Here is a 19,164-nt window from a genome sequence, read left to right on the forward strand (position 1 = left end):
TTTTAGAGTAAGGAGCGAGACATGACTACTACCCACGCGCCGGCCCCAACGGCCACCCTCGCCGAGCGGTTGAAGGATCCGACGTACTCCGCGTACTTCGCGTTGCGCGTCGTCTTCACCGTCGCGCCAATCCTGTTCGGGCTGGACAAGTTCTTCAACCTCCTGACCCATCCCTATCACTGGGGCGAGTTGTATCTGGCCAACTGGATCAACGACATCGTTCCCGGAAACGCCGACCAGTGCATGTACGTCGTCGGCGTGATCGAGATCGTGGCCGGCATCCTGGTAGCGGTCGCGCCGCGCCTCGGGGCCTGGGTGGTGACGGCTTGGCTGGCCGGCATCATCGTCGACCTGCTGACGCTGTCCGGTCACTACGACGTCGCGCTGCGTGACTTCGGGTTGCTGGTCGGCGCCGTCGCGCTCGGCCGGCTGGCCCAGGGCTTCCACACTCCCCGGCAACCCTGACGCGGCCCGACCGGCTGCGAATCGGTGCGGCCCAGTGCATCACACCGCGCGCACGTAGCGCTTGGCGATGATGCGCTGGGCCAGCGTCACGACCGGTCCGCCGGCCCTGCTCCACCACGTCGCCGGCCGTGAGAATGCCGACACCTCCGCGAACACCGCAGCGGTCACCGGGTCATGGCGTACGACGAATCGTTCCTCACCGGACTCCGGGTGACCGGGCAGCGTGCCGTAGGCGAATCCCCTGACATCCGGTTCGTCGATGACGTAGATAACACGACACGGTGCCTGCAGGAAGGCGAGCTTGACCAGCAGCACGGCGCCGACCTCGACCACCTCGCTGCTGGCCGTCACCCGCAGTCCGGCGCCGCGCTGCATTCCCCAATGCATCACCGCGTCGGCGGCGTCGTCGAAACGCTTTTGGCCCGCACCGATCTGGGTGGCAAAGCCCATGTGGTGATAGCCCGGAGGCGGCGGGCCGGCGGTCGCGCCCACTTCGGGATAGGTCAGCGGTAAATCGGCCAGCATGCGCAAGTCCACCCGCTCAGCTTGCCACGACGTAACGGGCTATAGGCATTGGCGGCGTACGGTCGGCTTCATGACCGCACCAAGCTCTCAAACTCCTGCCCAAGCTTCCGGGACCTTCACTCTCGGCGGTGACCTCACAGTCAACCGGCTCGGATTCGGTGCCATGCGCATCACCGGCACGGGTGTCTGGGGCCCGCCGGCCGACCGCGGGGAAGCCGTGCGGGTATTACGCCGCGCCGTGGAACTCGGCGTCAACTTCATCGACACCGCCGACTCGTATGGCCCCTACGTGTCTGAGGAGATCATCTGCGAGGCGCTGCATCCCTACCGGGGGCTGGTCATCGCGACCAAGGCGGGGCTGCTGCGCACCGGCCCGGATGTGTGGGTGCCGTTGGGCAATCCGACCTATCTGCGCCAGGAGTGCGAGATGAGCCTGCGGCGTCTGGGTGTCGACACCATCGACCTCTTCCAACTGCATCGCGTCGACCGCAACTTCCCGTTGGCGGACCAGGTGGGTGAGCTGGTGAAGTTGCGCGAGGAAGGCAAGATTCGCCACATCGGCCTGTCGGAGGTGGACGTCGATCAACTGAGCGCCGCTCAGCAGATCACCCCGATCGTGTCGGTGCAGAACATGTACAACCTGACGGCCCGGGACGCCGAACCGTTGCTGGACGCGGCGACCGAGCGGGGCATCGGCTTCATCCCGTGGTTCCCGCTGGCCGCTGGACCGCTGGCCGCCCCCGACGGGCCGCTGCAACAGATGGCGGCCGAACACCACGCGACACCCGCACAGTTGTCGCTGGCCTGGCTGCTGAAACGCTCGCCGGTGATGTTGCCGATTCCGGGCACCTCCAGCGTGGCGCACCTCGAGGAAAACGTCGCCGCCGCCGAGATCACGCTGTCCGACGACGAGTTCGAGACGCTGGGGGCCGCGGGGGCGCAGCAGCAGGATTGACTCTGCGGCTACCGTGCAGAAGTGCGAGTGGACCGCGTGGTGAGCGCAGAGTGAACGCCAAGCACGCGGGCGGCGGATTCAATCCGCCCGACCCGACCACAAGCGGCGGGCCCGATTACGGCCGGTTCATCGACGCGGCGCGGACGCTGCAGGATCACGCGCGTGCCGTCGATGCGCCCGACGAGGTGATCAGCGAGGCGGCCGACCTGCTCGAGAAGGTGTCCGATCTGCTCAGCCCGTACGACACCGACGAGTGGCGCTCCCCGTCGGGCCGCCGGATGGACCTGCCGATGCGCGGCAACCTGCTGACGGTGCCGATGAAAATGACCAAAACTGGCGACGGCCGCATCCACGGCTGGGCCCGCTTCCGCCGGTTTCATCTGGGACGCAACGGTGCCGTGCACGGCGGCGCGATTGCGCAGCTGTTCGATTCGGTGCTGGGCCTGACGTCTGCGGTGCTCACCGGCGGGCCCTACCAGCGCACCGCGTATTTGCACCTAAACTACCGTCGCATTGTGCCGATCGAAAAAGAGCTACAGGTCGATGCGGGGATCGAACGCACCGGCGGCCGGAAAATCTTCGTCGAGGGACGCCTGCTCGACGGCGAGACCGTTCTGGCCGACGCCGAGGCCCTCTTCGTTCGGTTACGGCCGGGACAACCGTGACACCGTCGGGACGGCCAATCGCGCACCGCTGGTCCCGGTGGCGAGATCGGCTGCGCCGTTGGCCCGTCGTCGAGCTCGGCTACCGGACGGCCGTCGCGGTGATCGGTTTTACCGTTCTGACGATCGGCATCATTGCGATTCCGTACCCGGGGCCGGGGTGGGCCATCGTGTTCCTGGGCCTGGCCATTCTCGCCAGCGAATTCGCCTGGGCGCACCGAGTGCTGACATACGCCAGGAGCCGGTATGACGCGGTGATGGCGTGGTTCGCCCGCAGGAGCCGGTGGACACAGGCGCTGGGTGTCGCGTTTACCGCGGCGATCGTAGTGACGACGATGTGGCTGCTCGGCGTCGCCCATTGGTCGGCGGAATTGGTGGGTGTCGAGCAGTCGTGGCTGACGAGCCCGATCGCCCAGCATTCGTAGTTCCAGCCCGCGCGGTTCCTAGCGGCGTGGGGCGTCGAGCCGTTCCCGCGCCGCGGTGAACAGGGTCGCGCAGACGTCGGCCAGGTCGCCGGGACGTTGCTTGCTGCCGGTCATCAGCCAGTCGACGAGTAGATGGTTCACGCCGCCGACCAATGCGACGGCGGTCGAATGTTCCTTTTGCGTCAGGGGTTCGGTGCGGGAGGCGGCCCAAATGGTGGCGACGATATCGGCGAACTGCCGCAAGACGCCGTGGCGCCGCTGTTCCATCTCGGGCGAGACCCCGACCACCTCGGTCAGTACGACCCGGGCGCGTCTCGGGTCGTCGGTGAGGTAGCCGATGAACGCGTGCAGACCGGCCTGGGCTCTCGCGTCGACATCGGTGCCGGCGGACTCGACGGCCGCCAGGGTGGCTGCGCGCATCTGGTCGACGAGGTCGGAGTAGAGCTCGGCGAGGCAGCTTTCGCGGTCGCTGAACGACTCGTAGAAGTACCGTTCGGTCAGGCCGGCGACGCCGCAGATCTGTTTTACCGAGCTGCCCGCATATCCGCGGATGCCGAACACTTCCAGACCCGCCGCAAGGATGGCGGCACGCCGCTGACGTGTGCGTTCCTGGGGAGTCAGCCCGTGGTATTTGCGTCCTGCCGGCCGCGCAGCTAACTGCTTGCCTGCCATCTCTGTCCTTGTTTGTCGTCGGACTGCAGAGTAGAGTATCAATTCTGACATGTCTTCATGTCAGGATGGGGGCGTAACTGAGATGAACGCACCGATCACGGGCCAGGTGATCGCGGTGACCGGCGGCGCGCGGGGGATCGGGCGGGAAATCGCCCGCCAACTTGCCGCCGCCGGGGCGCGGGTGGCTATCGGCGATCGCGACGGCGAGATCGTGCGCAGCACCGCCGCGGCGCTACCCGGCACCGTGCAGGGATTCGATCTCGACGTCACCGACTCGGCGTCGTTTCGGGCCTTCCTCGCCGCCGTCGAGGCGTTGTGGGGACCGATCGACGTGCTGGTGAACAACGCCGGGGTGATGTGGGTGGGTCCATTCGACGAAGAACCCGAGTCGTGGACCCAACGCATGTTGGACGTCAACCTGGGCGGTGTCATCCGCGGTGTTCGGCTGGCGGCTCCTGCTATGCGAGCCCGGGGCCGCGGCCATATCGTCACGATCGCGTCGGCCGCCTCGCGGCTGTCCCCGCCGGGCGAATCGACGTATGCGGCCACCAAGCACGGAGTGCTCGGCTATCTCGTTGGCGTGCGAGAAGAACTGCGCAGCAGCGGGATAGAACTCTCGGTGATCATGCCGGGTGTCGTGGAGACCGAACTGGCCGCCGGCACCGCGACCGGCGCCGCGCGGCTCCTACAGCCGGCGGATGTCGCGCGGGCGGTGGTGCGGACCATCGAACGGCCGCGCTTCGAGGTGACCATCCCCGGATATGTGGGGCCGCTGACCCGGTTCGTCGCGGCGCTGCCGCAGCGCACCCGCGACCTTGTGCTACGGCGCATGGTCCCCGACCAAATTGCGGCGACACGCGGATCATCCGCGCGCGCCGGTGAATCCCAAGCTGATGGAGGAGACCAATGACAACGACCCAGCCCACCGCGATCGTGCGGCCGATACCGGAGTTCGACGGCGTGCACGACGTTTGGCCCCGGGGTGCTCGACTCGAGGCAGTGCGGGCCGCCGCGCAACGCTATCGGGAACGCTTCGCCTCCCAGGGGCAGGTCAAGGCGATCAAAAGTATCGACCTGGTGGCCGCTCCGTATCCGGCCCGGTTCGCGTTTCAGGGCTATTCGGTCAATCTCAACCCGTTCATTTCCATCATCAATCGGATGATGGTGATCCAGTTCGAGGGTTTCGACGGCAAGCTCAAAACCTTGGTCTGGGAGCCGACCGTTGCGGATGGATCCGCCGAAGCGCCGTTTTACAACAAGATCCGCAAATTCGGGAATGCTTTGCACGCCGGGCGATTCTTCGTCAAGTACTACAACGACCCCGACGAGGTGCTGCCGAATCTGGGTCTGACGAATGCAGACGTCGACTACGTCAGCTACGACCATCTGCATGTGCAGGACGTGCGGATGATCATGGGCAGCACCGAGCCGATCGAGGGGGAGGACAAGCCCCGAGACCCGGTCTTTCCCAACGCCAAGTTGCTGGTGCACCGCAAGGAACTCGGCACGTTCGAGGCGCTGCATCCCATGCAGTGGGCCTGGTACGTCGAAAACGGGATGGCCGGCGTACCGGCGGAGCGACTCGAAATCTTCGACGGCGACGTGGAACTGGGCGTCGGGGTGAGCCTGCTGTGGACACCCGGTCACACCGACGGGAACCATTCGCTGTGCGTCAACACTCCCGATGGTGTCTGGGTGTGCTCGGAAAACGGTATGGCGCCGGACAATTGGCAGCCTGAGCTGTCGAAGATCCCGGGCGTCAAGCAGCAGGCCGCGTTTTACGGTCGTGAGGTTGTGCTCAACGCCAACACGCTGGAGGACACCCTCGACCAGTACGACTCGATGGTCAAGGAGAAGACGATGGCCTCACCTTCGCCGCGCGACCCACGCTGGGTGCAGGTGATCCCGTCGTCGCAATGTGTGTCCTGGAAACGCCAATGGCCGCTGATCCCGACGTATTCGCACGTCCCGCTGAACTACGGCGAAGTCGTCAAACCCGGCCGAAGCGCCTCGTGACGACGACACGGCCCGTCGTATCGCCGATCATCAGTCACAGTTCGCCGAGCGCCACATCGGTGCTGCTCTACTGGCTGGCCCGGATCTTTCTCAAGCAGGTCTATCGGGTTTGGCCGCTGGGAGACCGCGGGATCCGCGCCTTGCGCATCATCGAAACCGCGTTCACCCGGCTGCCGTACCCCACGACGGTGTGCCACAGCCACACCCGGCTCGGGGGCGTCACAACGCACTCCTGCACCCCGCACCAACCCGCCACCGACGCCCTTGCCGGAGCGCACATCCTGTTCCTGCACGGCGGCGCGTTCCTCTTCTGCGGCCCGGCCACCCATCGTCGCCTGTGCAGTGGCCTGTCCGAAACAACCGGTGTGCCAGTACATTCCGTTAATTATCGGCAGCTTCCCGAGGTAGGGGTCGGCACCTCGGTATCCGACGCGTACGCCGCCTACCGGGCGCTGGCCCAAGAGGCGGCGCCCGGCAAGGTCATCGTCGCAGGCGACTCCGCCGGCGGCTTTCTGGCCGCCAAGATTTGTGAGCTCGCCGACACCGACGGCATTAGCCGCCCAGCCGCCTTCGTCGGCTACTCACCGCAACTCAGTCTCGACGCCGACCAACGCGACCCCGCTGCGCTCAAACACGACGCGTATCAGCCGCTGAGCGCGGTGCGCCGGGCCAAGGCGAAGTGGCTGCGCGGTGACATCGAGCTGCGCGGCTCGCGGACGCCGATCGACGCACCCATCGCCGCGTTTCCGCCGAGCTTCTTCACCGTCGCCGAACGTGAGTTATTGGAGCCCGACATCCTCGCGTTCACCCAGCGGCTGCACGAAGCCGGAACACCGGTCGAGACGCACCGTTGGCGCCGTCAAGTCCACGCCTTCCCCGTGCTCGGCCGGCTGCTGCCGGAAGGCCGCGAAGCCATCACCCTGACTGGCCAATTTCTGCGCGCAGCACTCGAATAGCGCCCTCGCATAGTCATCCCCGGAAGCCAGCAGTATCAGGGCTTGCGCCGGCGTGGCGGCGGTGTAGCCACCGGGAGCATGCCCTCTTCGTGGTCGAGCTCGCGTTCTAGCACGCGAAGGCTCCGGTCGGGCAGCATGCCGGCGTCGCGCCGGCGCACGAGTTCGTCGCGCTGGGCTTCGATGGCCGCGCGGCGTATCCCGACATTGGCCTCATAGGCGGGGGAGGCCGGGATCTCATCGGAATCCCAGGATTCCAGCAGATCGAGTCGACGTCGATAGCGCTCCAGCCGCGCGGACAACTGTTGGCGCACACCATCGATAACCCGTGGATCAACATCGTCGTGGTCCTGTTGGTCCAGCTCGTCCAGTCTGTCGAGGGCAGCCTGAACGGCAGCTGTTCGAGCCTGATTGCGCAGACGCACTTCGTCGACGGCATTGGCGTGCAGGCCCAGGGCTCGTACCACCGGAGCGAAGGTGATGCCCTGTCCGATCAGTGTCACCAGCACGATCACGAAGGCGCAGAACAGCAGCAGACTCCGGTCGGGAAACGGTGTGCCGCTGTCGGTGACGAATGGGAGCGCGAAAATCGCGGCGAGGCTCACCACGCCGCGGGTGCCGGCCCAGCTGAGCACGAAAACCTCGCGGCCGCTGAGTCGCTTAGCGTTGCGGGACCGAGGGGCATCGTCGCCGGAGACGTTGCCGAGCCGGGTATGCAGCGGTCGAGGAAGCGCCTGGGTGAGCAACAACCACAGCGGTCGGACCAACAGCACCACCGCGACCGTGATCGTCACTGCCGCAATGATCGTCGAGAGTTCGTAGCCCGTGAGGCCGTGGAGAATAGCCGGCAGTTGCTGACCGATCAGCAGGAAGACGACACCTTCGAGCAGGAAGTTGACCAGTCGCCAGACGGCGCGGGTCTGGAGTCGGCTCGCGCCAGATTCCGATCGTGGCGAGTGGTGGCCGACGATCAGCCCACACACCACAACCGCCAAAACGCCCGAGGCATGGACCTTCTCGGCTGCCAGATAGGTCAAAAACGGTGTCGCGAGCGAGATCGCGTTGGCTGTCAACACGTCGCGGGTCCAGCGCCTGATGAAACGTCGGCAGTACGCCAGCACCATGCCCACTACCAGACCACCCACGGCCGCCAGCACGAATTTTCCGGCTGCCGATGGCACTGAGAATCCGGCGCCGCGAGCGACTGCAATGGCGACCGAGAACGTGGTGAGCGCGGTGGCGTCGTTGAGCAGTCCTTCGCCCTCGATCAGTGTGACGATGTTGAGCGGTAGGCCGACCTTTCGTGCGACGGCGAGCGCGGCCACCGGATCTGTCGGCGCCACTGCGGCGCCCAGCGCCATGCCCACCGCGAGCGTCGCGCCGCCGATGAACAGGCTGAACGCCACACCGACGGCCGATGCGGTCACCAGCACCAGCACCACCGACAGGCTGATGACCGTGCGCAGGTTGTGACGTATCCCGACCAGCGACGATTCCAGCGCCGCGTTGTACAGCAGCGGCGGCAATATGCATGTCATCACGACATCGGGATCAAGGCTGAGGTTCGGCCCTGGCAGCAGCGCATACCCGATGCCGACCAAAGTGAGAAGCGCCGCGCCCGGCAGTCCGGTGCGTTCACTGATCCAACTCACCACCACGATGACGCCGACAGCGGCGAGCAGCAGTGCCAGGGCCGTCTGCACCACCACGGCCACATTCTGCCGGACATCGTCTGATCCGCCGTGATCGATGTCGTGACCTCGGGTCGGCAATCCGTTTGCGGTCCGCGATTCACGTCAACCCCAGATGTAAGTAGCTGTCGAGAACGCGTCAGGAGATTGCAATGGTTTATCCGTCTGGTCAATCCGGTCCGAGCCAGCAGGCCCGCGCCGAGCCGCCCGTCCGACGGGAGGTTATTGCATCCTTCGACAATTACTTCGCCGCGCAGCAACTGGTCGACCGGATGTCCGACGGCGGGTTTCCGGTGGAGCACGTCCGCATCGTCGGCGACGGTGTACGCACGGTTGAACACGTCACCGGCCGCCTGACCAACGCAAGGGCAGCGTGGGCCGGCGCCGGCGCCGGTGCGTGGTGGGGTCTGCTCATCGGGTTGCTTTTTGCGATCTTCACGGTCGGGCCGTATTGGATATGGGCGCTGCTCATCGCGGTGGCCATCGGTGCGTTCTGGGGTGCAGTCTTCGGATTCGTCGCACACTGGTCGACTCGAGGCCGGCGTGACTTCTCCAGCGTGCAAACGTTGGAAGCCCAGCGCTACGACATCTGCGTTACGGCCGACCACGCACCGGAAGCGGCCCGCTACGTCCACGCCGGGTAACGGTATGCCGGGGTGAACCCGAGCGAACGATTTTGCTGACAGCGGCGCCGCCGGGTCCGTTCGCTGCTCGACGGCTCCTGCTTGGCTGCTGACCGCCCCGATAGCATGGTCGTCGTTCCCCCGAGCCTTGGAGACCGCCGTCATGACCGCCCCTGCGCAGCCCGCCCTGATCCGGGTTCCTGCCGGCACGACCGCGGCCGCAGCGGTGCGGGACGCGGGGTTGCCGGTCCGCGGCGTGCCCGACGCCGTCGTGGTGGTGCGCGATGCCGACGGCAAACTGCGTGACCTGAGCTGGACACCGGACGTCGATTCCGAGGTCGTTCCGGTAGCGGCCGACACCGACGAGGGTCGCAGCGTCATCCGGCACTCGTGTGCCCACGTGTTGGCCCAAGCCGTCCAGGACATGTTCCCGGACGCCAAGTTGGGGATCGGGCCGCCGATCACCGACGGCTTCTACTACGACTTCGACGTGGCGCAACCGTTCACCCCGGAGGATCTGGAAGCGCTGGAAAAGCGGATGCGCCGCATCGTCAAAGACGGGCAGCTGTTCGCCCGGCGGGTCTACGAATCCAAGGACGAGGCGCGCGCCGAACTGGCCGGTGAACCCTACAAGCTCGAACTCGTCGACGACAAGTCTGGGGACCCGGCGGTGATGGAGGTCGGCGGCGACGAGCTCACCGCCTACGACAATCTCAATCCCCGTACCCGCGAACGTGTTTGGGGCGATCTGTGCCGCGGTCCGCACATCCCCACCACCCGCCACATTCCGGCGTTCAGGCTGACCCGCAGCTCGGCGGCATACTGGCGCGGCGATCAGAACAACGCCAGCCTGCAACGCATTTACGGCACCGCCTGGGAGTCGCAGGAAGCCCTCGACCGCCACCTGACCCTGCTGGAAGAAGCCCAACGCCGCGACCACCGCAAGCTGGGCGCCGAGCTGGACCTGTTCAGCTTCCCCGACGAAATCGGCTCCGGCTTGGCGGTTTTCCACCCTAAAGGCGGAATCGTGCGCCGCGAGCTGGAAGAGTATTCGCGGCGCAAGCACATCGATGCCGGCTACGAGTTCGTCAACACTCCGCACATCACCAAGGCGGACCTGTTCCATACCTCCGGGCACCTGGACTGGTACGCCGACGGCATGTACCCGCCGATGCACATCGACGCCGAGTACGACGCCGACGGCACGGTGCGCAAGCCGGGGCAGGACTATTACCTCAAGCCGATGAACTGCCCGATGCACCACCTGATCTTCCGTTCCCGCGGACGGTCCTACCGCGAACTGCCGTTGCGGCTCTTCGAGTTCGGCAGTGTCTACCGCTACGAGAAGTCCGGCGTGGTGCACGGACTGACCCGGGTACGCGGGATGACCCAGGACGATGCGCACATCTACTGCACTCGTGAGCAACTGCGTACCGAACTCGCGTCGCTGCTGCGGTTCGTGCTCGACCTGCTCCGCGACTACGGGTTGGACGACTTCTACCTGGAGCTGTCCACCAAAGACCCCGACAAGTTCGTCGGCTCCGACGAGGTGTGGGACGAAGCCACCGAAACACTGCGCGCAGTGGCCGAGGAGTCGGGACTGCAGCTGGTTCCCGATCCCGGTGGGGCCGCGTTCTACGGGCCCAAGATCTCAGTTCAGGTCAACGATGCGCTCGGGCGCAATTGGCAGATGTCGACCATCCAACTGGACTTCAACATGCCCGATCGGTTCCACCTGGAGTACACCGCCGCCGACGGCACCCGGCAGACGCCGGTGCTGATCCACCGCGCGCTGTTCGGGTCGATCGAACGGTTCTTCGGCGTGCTGACCGAGCATTACGCCGGCGCGTTCCCCGCATGGCTGGCGCCGGTGCAGGTGGTCGGCATCCCCGTCGCCGACGGTCATGTGCCGTATCTGGAAGATGTTGCGGCCCAACTGCGCTCGAAGGGTGTGCGGGTCGAGGTCGATTCCAGCGACGACCGGATGGCCAAGAAGATCGTCAACCACACCAACCAGAAGGTGCCGTTCATGCTGCTGGCCGGGGATCGTGACGTCGCCGCCGGCGCGGTCAGTTTCCGGTTTGGCGACCGCACGCAGATCAACGGGGTGAGTCGTGACGAAGCCGTCGACGCCATCGTGAAATGGATTGCCGAGCGCGAAAACAGCGCTCCCACCGCGGATTCGATGAAGGTGAGCAGCCGTGGCTGACGAGGACTTCATCGTCGACAGAGGCGTCGGCGAGTCGGACCACCTGCAGCGGTTGTGGACGCCCTACCGGATGAGCTACCTGGCCGAGGCGCCGCTGCGGCGGGACGAGAGCAGCCGTGCACAACCTTTTACCGACATCCCGCAGCTGTCCGACGAGGACGGCCTGGTGGTCGCCCGCGGTGAACTCGTCTATGCGGTGCTCAACCTCTACCCGTACAACCCCGGGCACCTGATGGTGGTGCCGTATCGGCGGGTATCCGAACTCGAGGACCTCACCGACAAGGAGAGCGCAGAGCTGATGGCGTTCACCCAGAAGGCGATTCGCGTCATCAAGAACGTGTCGCGGCCGCACGGCTTCAACGTCGGACTGAACCTGGGCACGTCGGCGGGTGGGTCGCTGGCCGAGCATCTGCACGTGCACGTCGTGCCGCGGTGGGGCGGTGACGCCAACTTCATCACGATCATCGGTGATTCCAAGGTCATTCCGCAGTTGCTGCGCGATACCCGTGAGCTGTTGGCGACCGAGTGGGCCAGGCAACCGTGAGCAAGCTCTTTTCCCGCGAGGGGGTCGCCAGCGTCACCACGCCGCTGGCCAGGGCGTTTCTGCGGGTGGGTTTCACCGCGGACGGCGTCACCATCCTGGGCACCGCCGCGGCCGTGGTCGCCGCGCTGACGTTGTTCCCGACCGGCCGGCTGTTCGCCGGCACCTTGGTGATCTGGTTTTTCGTGATGTTCGACCTGCTCGACGGCGCGATCGCGCGGGAAAGCGGCGGCGGCAGCCGGTTTGGCGCGGTGCTCGACGCCACCTGTGACCGCATCAGCGACGGCGCGGTGTTCTGCGGGCTGGCGTGGTGGGCGGCGTTCGGCCTGCACAGCCCGTCACTGGTAGTGGCCACGCTGATCTGCCTGGTCACCTCGCAGGTGATCTCCTATATCAAGGCCCGTGCCGAAGCCAGCGGTCTGCGCGGCGACGGCGGCTTCATCGAACGACCGGAACGGTTGATCATCGTGCTAGTCGGCGCGGGATTGTCCGACCTGCCCCTGTTCCCGCTGCCCTGGGCGGTGCACGTGGCGATGTGGCTGCTCGCCGCGGCCAGCATGGTCACCTGCGCGCAGCGGTTGCATACCGTGCGGACCTCGCCAGGTGCGGCGGATCCGCTGCGCCCGGGGGAGTCGGAAAAGAGCGAGCCGTGATCTCGCTGCCGGCGGGACTGAAAGTGCCTGGGCTCAGTCGCTTCCCGCTGGCCGGCCGAATGAGCGACTGGGGGTATGCGGCCGGCTGGATGATGGTGCGCACCATGCCGGAGTTGGCCGCGCGCAACGTGTTCGACGCCGGAGCGCTCTACGCGTCGCGCAACGGCGGGCCCGAGCAGCTACGCAAGAACCTGGCCCGGGTGCTCGGGGTGGCGCCGGCCGAGGTGCCCGGTGCACTGATGCGTGCGTCGCTGGCCTCCTATGCGCGCTACTGGCGGGAAGCGTTCCGGCTACCGACGATGGACCACCGGCGAGTGGCCCAACAACTCGACGAGTCGATCCTGGGGCAACAACATCTGGAAGCGGCGCTGGCGACCGGCCGTGGGGCGGTGCTGGCGTTGCCACACAGTGGCAACTGGGATATGGCCGGTGTTTGGCTCACCCAGACACACGGCACCTTCACCACCGTCGCCGAGCGTCTCAAACCCGAGTCGTTGTACCGGCGGTTCATCGACTATCGCGAAAGTCTCGGCTTCGAGGTACTCCCGCTGTCGGGCGGCGAGCGGCCGCCGTTCGAACTGCTCAGCCAACGGCTGAGCGACAACAGGGTCGTCTGCCTGATGGCCGAGCGCGACCTCACCCGCACCGGCGTTCAAGTCGACTTCTTCGGTGAGCCCACCCGGATGCCGGCCGGATCGGCGAAGCTGGCCATCGAGACCGGCGCGGCGCTGCTGCCGGTGCACTGCTGGTTCGAGGACGCCGGCTGGGGCGCGGAGATCTATCCGGCGCTGGACTGCGCCAGCCGCGACGTCAGCGCCATTACCCAGGCGCTGGCGGACCAGTTCGCGCGCAACATCGCCGCATACCCCGCCGACTGGCATATGCTGCAGCCGCAATGGCTGGCTGATCTGTCCGATGAGCGACGGGCCAGCTTGGGAATCGGGCGAGCTGGAGCGACGCGACCCGGGGAGCAGGAACAAGTCTGATGCGCATCGGGATGGTGTGTCCGTACTCGTTCGACGTGCCGGGCGGGGTGCAGTCGCATGTCCTGCAGCTCGCTGAGGTGATGCGCGCGCGGGGGCACACGGTCAGCGTGCTGGCGCCGTCGTCGCCGCATGTCGCGCTGCCCGACTATGTCGTTTCCGCCGGCCGGGCCTTCCCGATTCCCTACAACGGCTCGGTGGCGCGGCTGCAGTTCAGTCCGGCGGTGCACGGCCGGGTTCGGCGCTGGCTGTCCGACGGCGATTTCGATGTGTTGCACCTGCACGAACCCAACGCGCCCAGCCTCTCGATGTGGGCGTTGCGGGTGGCCGAGGGGCCGATCGTGGCGACCTTTCACACGTCGACCACCAAATCTTTGACGCTGACCGTCTTCCAGGGGGTGCTGCGGCCCTGGCATGAGAAGATCGTCGGCCGCATCGCGGTGTCCGACCTGGCGCGGCGCTGGCAGATGGAGGCGCTGGGCTCCGACGCGGTGGAGATCCCCAACGGCGTGGATGTGGCGTCGATCGCATCGGCGCCGCGGCTGGACGGATATCCGCGGCCCGGCAAGACGGTGCTGTTTTTGGGCCGCTACGACGAGCCCCGCAAGGGGATGGCGGTGCTGCTCGACGCGTTGCCCACGCTGGTCGAGCACCTGCCCGACGTGCAGTTGCTGATTGTCGGGCGCGGCGATGAGGACGAATTGCGCGACGCTGCCGGCGATTTGGCGAAGCATCTGCGGTTCCTTGGCCAAATCGACGACGCCGGGAAGGCCTCGGCGCTGCGCAGCGCCGACGTCTACTGCGCACCCCACACCGGCGGTGAGAGTTTCGGCATCGTGCTCGTTGAGGCGATGGCCGCCGGCACCGCCGTGGTGGCCAGTGATCTGCACGCGTTTCGGCGGGTGCTGCGCGACGGCGAGGCCGGCCGGCTGGTTCCGGTGGACGACGGCGCCGCGTTGGCCGAAGCCCTGGTCACGGTGCTGGAGAACGATGTGCTGGCCGGACGCTACGTCGCGGCCGGCCACGAGGCCGTGCGCCGGTACGACTGGTCGGTGGTGGCCAACCAGATCATGCGGGTCTATGAGACGGTGGCCGGCTCCGGCACCAAGGTTCAGGTGGCCAGCTGATGGTTTGGCTGCTGGTGGCGGTCGCGGCGCTGGTCGCGCTGCTGGTGGTGTTGGGCGCCTGGGGCTATCACACCGCCAACCGCCTGGACCGGTTACATGTGCGCTGCGACCTGTCCTGGCAGGCGCTCGACGGTGCGCTGGCCCGCCGCGCCGTGGTGGCCCGCGCCGTCGCGATCGACGCCTTTCACGGCGCGGCCCAGGGTAAGCGGCTGGCGGCGCTGGCTGACGCGGCCGAACGTGCTCCCCGCCACGACCGCGAGGCGGGTGAAAACGAGTTGTCGGCAGCGCTGGCTGCTGTCGATCCGGCGTTGCTGCCGTCGGCGCTGGTCGCTGAGCTGGCCGACGCCGAAGCCCGGGTGCTGTTGGCCCGCCGGTTCCACAACGACGCGGTCCGCGACACCCTGGCGCTGCGCGAGCGAACGATAGTGCGTCTGCTGCGCCTGGGCGGAAGGGCCGCACTGCCAAGCTATTTCGAGATCGCCGAGCGGTCACGCATGCACGGGCTGAGCGGCCACGCGGCCAACCGGCGGACGTCGGCGCGGGTGGTGCTGCTCGACGGCACCGGCGCCGTGCTGCTGCTGTGCGGATCCGACCCGGCGCTGCCCCATGACACCGCACCGCGCTGGTGGTTCACCGTGGGCGGGCAGGTCGGCGACGACGAAGACTTGGCGCAGGCCGCCGCCCGCGAGCTCGCCGAGGAAACCGGTTTGCGGGCTGAGCCCGCTGACATGGTCGGACCGATCTGGCGACGCGATGCCGTGTTCGACTTCAATGGCGCAGTGCTGGACAGCCAGGAGTTCTTCTTCGTCTACCGCACCCATCGGTTCGAGCCGTCCATCGCCGGGCGGACCGAGCTGGAACGCCGCTACATCCACTGTCACCGCTGGTGTGGCGCGGCCGACATCGCCGGCCTGGTGGCCGCCGGCGAGACCGTTTACCCGCTGCAGTTATCCGAGTTGCTGGCCGACGCGGTGGCACTGGCCGATGGCGAGTCCTCGGGGCCGCGGCGGCAGCTGCAGTCGATCCGCTGAGCAGCGCTCCGGCTGAAACTCAGACACACCACCAACCCGAGCAGACAGATGCCGGCCAACAACCACGGCATCGCCGCGGCCGGCTCGAACGGATGGAAGCTGGCGTTGTCCAGCATGCCGAACGCGGTGAGCAGCCCGGCCAGACATAACGTCGACGCTGCCAACCTGGCCGCGGCGCCGGCCGCGACCACGATCAGGAAAGGCAGTGGCCAGATCAGGTACTGCTCGAGCACGACTTTGCTGGCCAGCAGGAAAGCCACCAGGGTCAGCGCGGTAGCAAGCCACACGTCGGTCAGCGACGCGAGGAGGACCGCGGCGGCCGCGAAGCAGACCAGCAGCAGATAGCTGAGCCACTTGGCTTGTTCGTGCGTCAGTAGCCCGAGCAGTTCCCGTTGCCACGACAACCCCTGCGGAAGCTTCGTCGCGTCGTAAAGAACCACATCGGCATACAGCGCGTGAAAGCTGTGCAGGTAGGGCAGGCACAGAACGGCGACGACCAGGACAAGGGTCCCGATGATCGCGAGCCGCCGGCCTTTGACATGGCGCAGGATGGTCGGCAGCACGAATATCGGGAACGTCTTCGCGGCGACTGCCAGGGCGTAGTAGCCGGCGGTCGACCTGATATTGCGCCGAGCGGACAGGCTGAGCAGAGCGGCCAGCAGGAGCGCACAGCCCAGTGAGTCGAAGCGGCCGTAGTAGGCGCTGTTGTACAGAACCAGCGGGTTCAGAAAGAACGCTGCGGCGGCTCCGGCCACCACCCACTCGTTGCGGCCTCCGCGGCGCGCCGCGGCCGCGAGCAGCAGCGTGCAGGCCAGATCGGCGGCCGCGATCGGCAGCTTGCCCGCCACCTGAAACGGGATGCCACTGTGCTGGGCCAACCATTGGAACGGCAATTCGATGTACAGCCAGAGCGGGAAGTACGCATACGGCCCGGCGGGGTAGTGCGGATGATGTGTGTAGATGTTGACGCCGCGCAGGGTTGCCGCACTGGCCATGTCCCAGACCACGAAGTCCTGGCCGTGGGTCAGCGGGATCAGGACGCAGCGTGCAATCGTCCCGAGCAGCAGGACAATGGCGAGGGGCGAGACGGCTCGGAAGCTCACTGCCGGCGAGGTTTTCGATCAGTGCTGCGACCTAATGGTCCACCGATCGGCAGCATGCGCGGGATCGTAGCACCATCCGCGGTCTGATCGATCCGCCCAGGTCGCGCCTTTTACCATCAGCTTTTCGGGACGCTTTAGACTGGCTTAGTACCAGGTGAAGGAGATCAGCAGTGGATAGCGCCGGTTCGTCGAACGGCCGCGGGCAAATCGGAACCGCGCGGGTCAAGCGCGGCATGGCCGAAATGCTCAAGGGCGGCGTCATCATGGACGTCGTCACGCCCGAGCAGGCCCGCATTGCCGAGGGCGCCGGCGCCGTCGCGGTGATGGCCCTCGAGCGGGTGCCCGCCGACATCCGCGCCCAGGGCGGGGTGTCGCGGATGAGCGACCCGGACATGATCGAAGGCATCATCGCCGCGGTCACCATCCCGGTGATGGCCAAGGCGCGCATCGGGCACTTCGTCGAGGCGCAGATCCTGCAGAGCCTGGGGGTGGACTACGTCGACGAGTCCGAGGTGCTCACCCCGGCCGACTACACCCACCACATCGACAAGTGGAAATTCACCGTCCCGTTCGTCTGCGGCGCCACCAATCTGGGCGAGGCGCTGCGGCGCATCGGCGAAGGCGCGGCGATGATCCGGTCCAAAGGTGAGGCCGGCACCGGCGACGTCTCCAACGCCACCACGCACATGCGGGCGATCGGCGGCGAGATCCGTCGGTTGACGTCGTTGTCGGAAGACGAATTATTCGTTGCGGCAAAGGAACTCGCAGCGCCCTACGAGCTTGTCGTGGAGGTGGCCCGGGCCGGTAAATTACCGGTCACGCTGTTCACCGCCGGCGGCATCGCCACCCCCGCCGATGCCGCGATGATGATGCAACTCGGCGCCGAGGGGGTGTTCGTTGGCTCGGGCATCTTCAAGTCCGGCGACCCGGCCCAGCGGGCCGCCGCCATCGTCAAGGCCACCACTTTCTACGACGACCCCGACGTGCTGGCCAAAGTGTCACGGGGGCTGGGTGAGCCGATGGTCGGCATCAATGTCGAGGAGATCGCGACGGCGCATCGCCTGGCCGAACGCGGCTGGTAAGAACGATCCGTGGCGATCGAGCAGATCCTCGATCTCGAGCAGCTCGAGGTCAACATCTACCGGGGCAGTGTGTTCTCCGCCCAATCAGGCGCCTGGCAGCGCACCTTCGGCGGCCACGTGGCCGGCCAGACGCTGGTGTCGGCGGTGCGCACCGTCGACCCGCGCTTCCTGGTGCACTCGCTGCACGGATATTTTCTACGACCCGGAGATGCCAAGGCGCCCACGATCTTTCTCGTCGAACGGATCCGGGACGGCGGCTCGTTCTGCACCCGGCGGGTCAACGCCGTCCAGCACGGCGAGACGATTTTTTCCATGTCGGCGTCCTTTCAGACCGACCAGAGCGGCATCGAGCACCAGGACGTGATGCCTTCGGCGCCGCCGCCCGACGATCTGCCCGGGCTGCAGTCGATGAAAGTGTTCGACGACGCGGGATTCCGCCAATTCGAAGAGTGGGATGTGCGGATCGTGCCGCGGGAGCAGCTGACACTCCTGCCCGGACTGGCGTCCCAGCAGCAGGTGTGGTTTCGGCATCGCGATCCGCTGCCCAACGACCCCGTGCTGCACATCTGTGCGCTGGCCTACATGAGCGACCTCACCCTGCTCGGTTCGGCGCAGGTAATCCACCTTCAGGAGCGCGACCACTTGCAGGTCGCATCACTGGACCACGCGATGTGGTTCATGCGGCCGTTCCGGGCCGACGAATGGCTCCTGTATGACCAGTCGTCGCCGTCGGCGTGCGGTGGGCGGTCGCTGACCCAGGGCAAGCTCTTCAACCAGTACGGCGAGATGGTCGCGGCGGTGATGCAGGAGGGCCTGACCCGCTACAAACGCGACTTCCGACCGGGGAGCCAGTGAGCGCACCCCATATCGGCGTCCTGGCGTTGCAGGGCGACACCCGCGAACACCTGGCGGCGCTGCGCGAAACCGGAGCCGATCCGCAACCGGTGCGCCGCCGCGACGAACTCGACGCGGTGGATGCACTGGTGATCCCCGGCGGGGAGTCCACCACGATGAGCCACCTGCTGCGCGAACTCGACCTGCTGGATCCACTGCGCAAGCGGCTGGCCGAGGGCTTTCCGGCCTACGGGGCGTGCGCCGGGATGATTTTGTTGGCCGGCGAGATACTCGATGCCGGCGCCGGCGGGCGCGAGGCGCTGCCCCTGGGTGGCATCGATATGACGGTGCGGCGCAACGCCTTCGGACGACAGGTCGACTCGTTCGAGGGTGACATCGCCTTCGACGGTCTCGACGATCCGGTGCACGCTGTATTCATCCGGGCGCCGTGGGCGGAGCGGGTGGGTGCAGATGTCCAGGTGCTGGCCCGCGCAGCCGGTCACATCGTCGCGGTGCGGCAAGGCCCCGTGCTGGCGACCGCGTTTCACCCGGAAATGACCGGCGATCGTCGCATCCACCGGTTGTTCGTCGACATGGTCACCGGGGCGGCCTAG

Annotated in this window: 21 protein-coding genes; 17 read left to right on the plus strand and 4 right to left on the minus strand. The window is 66.7% G+C overall.

Annotation, left to right across the window (positions count from 1 at the left end; all coding sequences use genetic code 11):
- Window positions 1-21 precede the first annotated feature (21 nt).
- On the plus strand, window positions 22-465 hold the full coding sequence (locus AC5Y49_RS08905) for an Rv2617c family stress response/phage resistance protein (RefSeq protein WP_499886038.1): 444 nt from the start codon (window positions 22-24) through the stop codon (window positions 463-465).
- A gap of 39 nt (window positions 466-504) precedes the next feature.
- On the opposite strand, the gene AC5Y49_RS08910 is transcribed toward AC5Y49_RS08905, so the two are convergent.
- Window positions 505-1,002: a DUF1990 domain-containing protein gene (locus AC5Y49_RS08910; protein WP_499886041.1), complete on the minus strand. Its 498-nt coding sequence runs from the start codon at window positions 1,000-1,002 to the stop codon at window positions 505-507.
- Window positions 1,003-1,060: 58 nt separating this feature from the next.
- On the opposite strand from AC5Y49_RS08910, the gene AC5Y49_RS08915 reads away from it, so the two are divergent.
- The 3 genes from AC5Y49_RS08915 to AC5Y49_RS08925 are packed head-to-tail and all read left to right on the plus strand — an operon-like array spanning window position 1,061 to window position 3,032.
- On the plus strand, window positions 1,061-1,945 hold the full coding sequence (locus tag AC5Y49_RS08915) for an aldo/keto reductase (protein ID WP_499886044.1): 885 nt from the start codon (window positions 1,061-1,063) through the stop codon (window positions 1,943-1,945).
- Between the two features lie 50 nt (window positions 1,946-1,995).
- Entirely contained in the window at window positions 1,996-2,610 is a 615-nt protein-coding gene (locus AC5Y49_RS08920) for a PaaI family thioesterase (RefSeq protein WP_499886047.1), read from the plus strand.
- A complete protein-coding gene (locus AC5Y49_RS08925) occupies window positions 2,607-3,032 on the plus strand; it encodes a TIGR02611 family protein (RefSeq protein ID WP_499886051.1) in 426 nt (141 codons plus the stop codon). Before AC5Y49_RS08920 ends, AC5Y49_RS08925 begins: the two co-directional genes overlap by 4 nt.
- 18 nt (window positions 3,033-3,050) lie before the next feature.
- On the opposite strand, the gene AC5Y49_RS08930 is transcribed toward AC5Y49_RS08925, so the two are convergent.
- A complete protein-coding gene (locus AC5Y49_RS08930) occupies window positions 3,051-3,704 on the minus strand; it encodes a TetR/AcrR family transcriptional regulator (protein WP_499886053.1) in 654 nt (217 codons plus the stop codon).
- A gap of 82 nt (window positions 3,705-3,786) precedes the next feature.
- On the opposite strand from AC5Y49_RS08930, the gene AC5Y49_RS08935 reads away from it, so the two are divergent.
- The 3 genes from AC5Y49_RS08935 to AC5Y49_RS08945 are packed head-to-tail and all read left to right on the plus strand — an operon-like array spanning window position 3,787 to window position 6,676.
- Window positions 3,787-4,614: an SDR family oxidoreductase gene (locus AC5Y49_RS08935; protein WP_499886055.1), complete on the plus strand. Its 828-nt coding sequence runs from the start codon at window positions 3,787-3,789 to the stop codon at window positions 4,612-4,614.
- Window positions 4,611-5,720, plus strand: coding sequence for an MBL fold metallo-hydrolase (locus AC5Y49_RS08940; protein ID WP_499886057.1), 1,110 nt, complete (start codon window positions 4,611-4,613; stop codon window positions 5,718-5,720). Before AC5Y49_RS08935 ends, AC5Y49_RS08940 begins: the two co-directional genes overlap by 4 nt.
- On the plus strand, window positions 5,717-6,676 hold the full coding sequence (locus AC5Y49_RS08945; RefSeq protein ID WP_499886060.1) for an alpha/beta hydrolase: 960 nt from the start codon (window positions 5,717-5,719) through the stop codon (window positions 6,674-6,676). Before AC5Y49_RS08940 ends, AC5Y49_RS08945 begins: the two co-directional genes overlap by 4 nt.
- Window positions 6,677-6,711: 35 nt before the next feature.
- Here the strand turns inward: AC5Y49_RS08945 and AC5Y49_RS08950 are convergent, their stop codons facing one another.
- Entirely contained in the window at window positions 6,712-8,382 is a 1,671-nt protein-coding gene (locus AC5Y49_RS08950; RefSeq protein WP_499886062.1) for a Na+/H+ antiporter, read from the minus strand.
- A 134-nt stretch (window positions 8,383-8,516) separates the two neighbouring features.
- Here AC5Y49_RS08950 and AC5Y49_RS08955 point away from each other — a divergent pair, with 134 nt between their 5' ends.
- From AC5Y49_RS08955 to AC5Y49_RS08985, 7 genes are all read left to right on the plus strand, one after another.
- Window positions 8,517-9,008 carry a YflT domain-containing protein gene (locus AC5Y49_RS08955; protein WP_499886064.1) on the plus strand — a complete coding sequence of 164 codons (492 nt, stop codon included), beginning with the start codon at window positions 8,517-8,519 and terminating at the stop codon, window positions 9,006-9,008.
- A gap of 142 nt (window positions 9,009-9,150) precedes the next feature.
- Window positions 9,151-11,196: a threonine--tRNA ligase gene (thrS, locus tag AC5Y49_RS08960; protein ID WP_499886066.1), complete on the plus strand. Its 2,046-nt coding sequence runs from the start codon at window positions 9,151-9,153 to the stop codon at window positions 11,194-11,196.
- Window positions 11,189-11,740 carry an ATP adenylyltransferase gene (locus AC5Y49_RS08965; protein ID WP_499886068.1) on the plus strand — a complete coding sequence of 184 codons (552 nt, stop codon included), beginning with the start codon at window positions 11,189-11,191 and terminating at the stop codon, window positions 11,738-11,740. The genes thrS and AC5Y49_RS08965 overlap by 8 nt, the downstream gene beginning before the upstream one ends.
- The gene (gene pgsA / locus AC5Y49_RS08970) at window positions 11,737-12,390 is read left to right on the plus strand and encodes a phosphatidylinositol phosphate synthase (RefSeq protein WP_499886070.1); all 654 of its coding nucleotides are present in this window, start codon (window positions 11,737-11,739) and stop codon (window positions 12,388-12,390) included. The genes AC5Y49_RS08965 and pgsA overlap by 4 nt, the downstream gene beginning before the upstream one ends.
- Window positions 12,391-12,449: 59 nt before the next feature.
- Window positions 12,450-13,376, plus strand: a complete 927-nt coding sequence (locus AC5Y49_RS08975) for a phosphatidylinositol mannoside acyltransferase (RefSeq protein ID WP_499886361.1) — start codon at window positions 12,450-12,452, stop codon at window positions 13,374-13,376.
- Window positions 13,376-14,500 (plus strand): glycosyltransferase family 4 protein, encoded by a 1,125-nt coding sequence (locus tag AC5Y49_RS08980; protein ID WP_499886072.1) that lies wholly within the window; start codon window positions 13,376-13,378, stop codon window positions 14,498-14,500. Before AC5Y49_RS08975 ends, AC5Y49_RS08980 begins: the two co-directional genes overlap by 1 nt.
- Window positions 14,500-15,531 carry an NUDIX hydrolase gene (locus tag AC5Y49_RS08985; protein ID WP_499886074.1) on the plus strand — a complete coding sequence of 344 codons (1,032 nt, stop codon included), beginning with the start codon at window positions 14,500-14,502 and terminating at the stop codon, window positions 15,529-15,531. The genes AC5Y49_RS08980 and AC5Y49_RS08985 overlap by 1 nt, the downstream gene beginning before the upstream one ends.
- Here the strand turns inward: AC5Y49_RS08985 and AC5Y49_RS08990 are convergent.
- Entirely contained in the window at window positions 15,435-16,634 is a 1,200-nt protein-coding gene (locus tag AC5Y49_RS08990) for a glycosyltransferase 87 family protein (RefSeq protein ID WP_499886075.1), read from the minus strand. The two genes, AC5Y49_RS08985 and AC5Y49_RS08990, sit on opposite strands and share 97 nt — an antisense overlap.
- Window positions 16,635-16,804: 170 nt before the next feature.
- Between AC5Y49_RS08990 and pdxS the strand changes: the two genes are divergently transcribed.
- From pdxS to pdxT, 3 genes are read left to right on the plus strand one after another with little or no spacing between them, the layout of a single operon-like run.
- Window positions 16,805-17,716, plus strand: a complete 912-nt coding sequence (gene pdxS / locus AC5Y49_RS08995; RefSeq protein ID WP_499886076.1) for a pyridoxal 5'-phosphate synthase lyase subunit PdxS — start codon at window positions 16,805-16,807, stop codon at window positions 17,714-17,716.
- A gap of 9 nt (window positions 17,717-17,725) precedes the next feature.
- On the plus strand, window positions 17,726-18,571 hold the full coding sequence (tesB, locus tag AC5Y49_RS09000; RefSeq protein WP_499886080.1) for an acyl-CoA thioesterase II: 846 nt from the start codon (window positions 17,726-17,728) through the stop codon (window positions 18,569-18,571).
- Window positions 18,568-19,164, plus strand: coding sequence for a pyridoxal 5'-phosphate synthase glutaminase subunit PdxT (gene pdxT, locus AC5Y49_RS09005; RefSeq protein ID WP_499886083.1), 597 nt, complete (start codon window positions 18,568-18,570; stop codon window positions 19,162-19,164). The genes tesB and pdxT overlap by 4 nt, the downstream gene beginning before the upstream one ends.

It is taken from the genome of Mycobacterium sp. NGS62 (assembly GCF_059812285.1).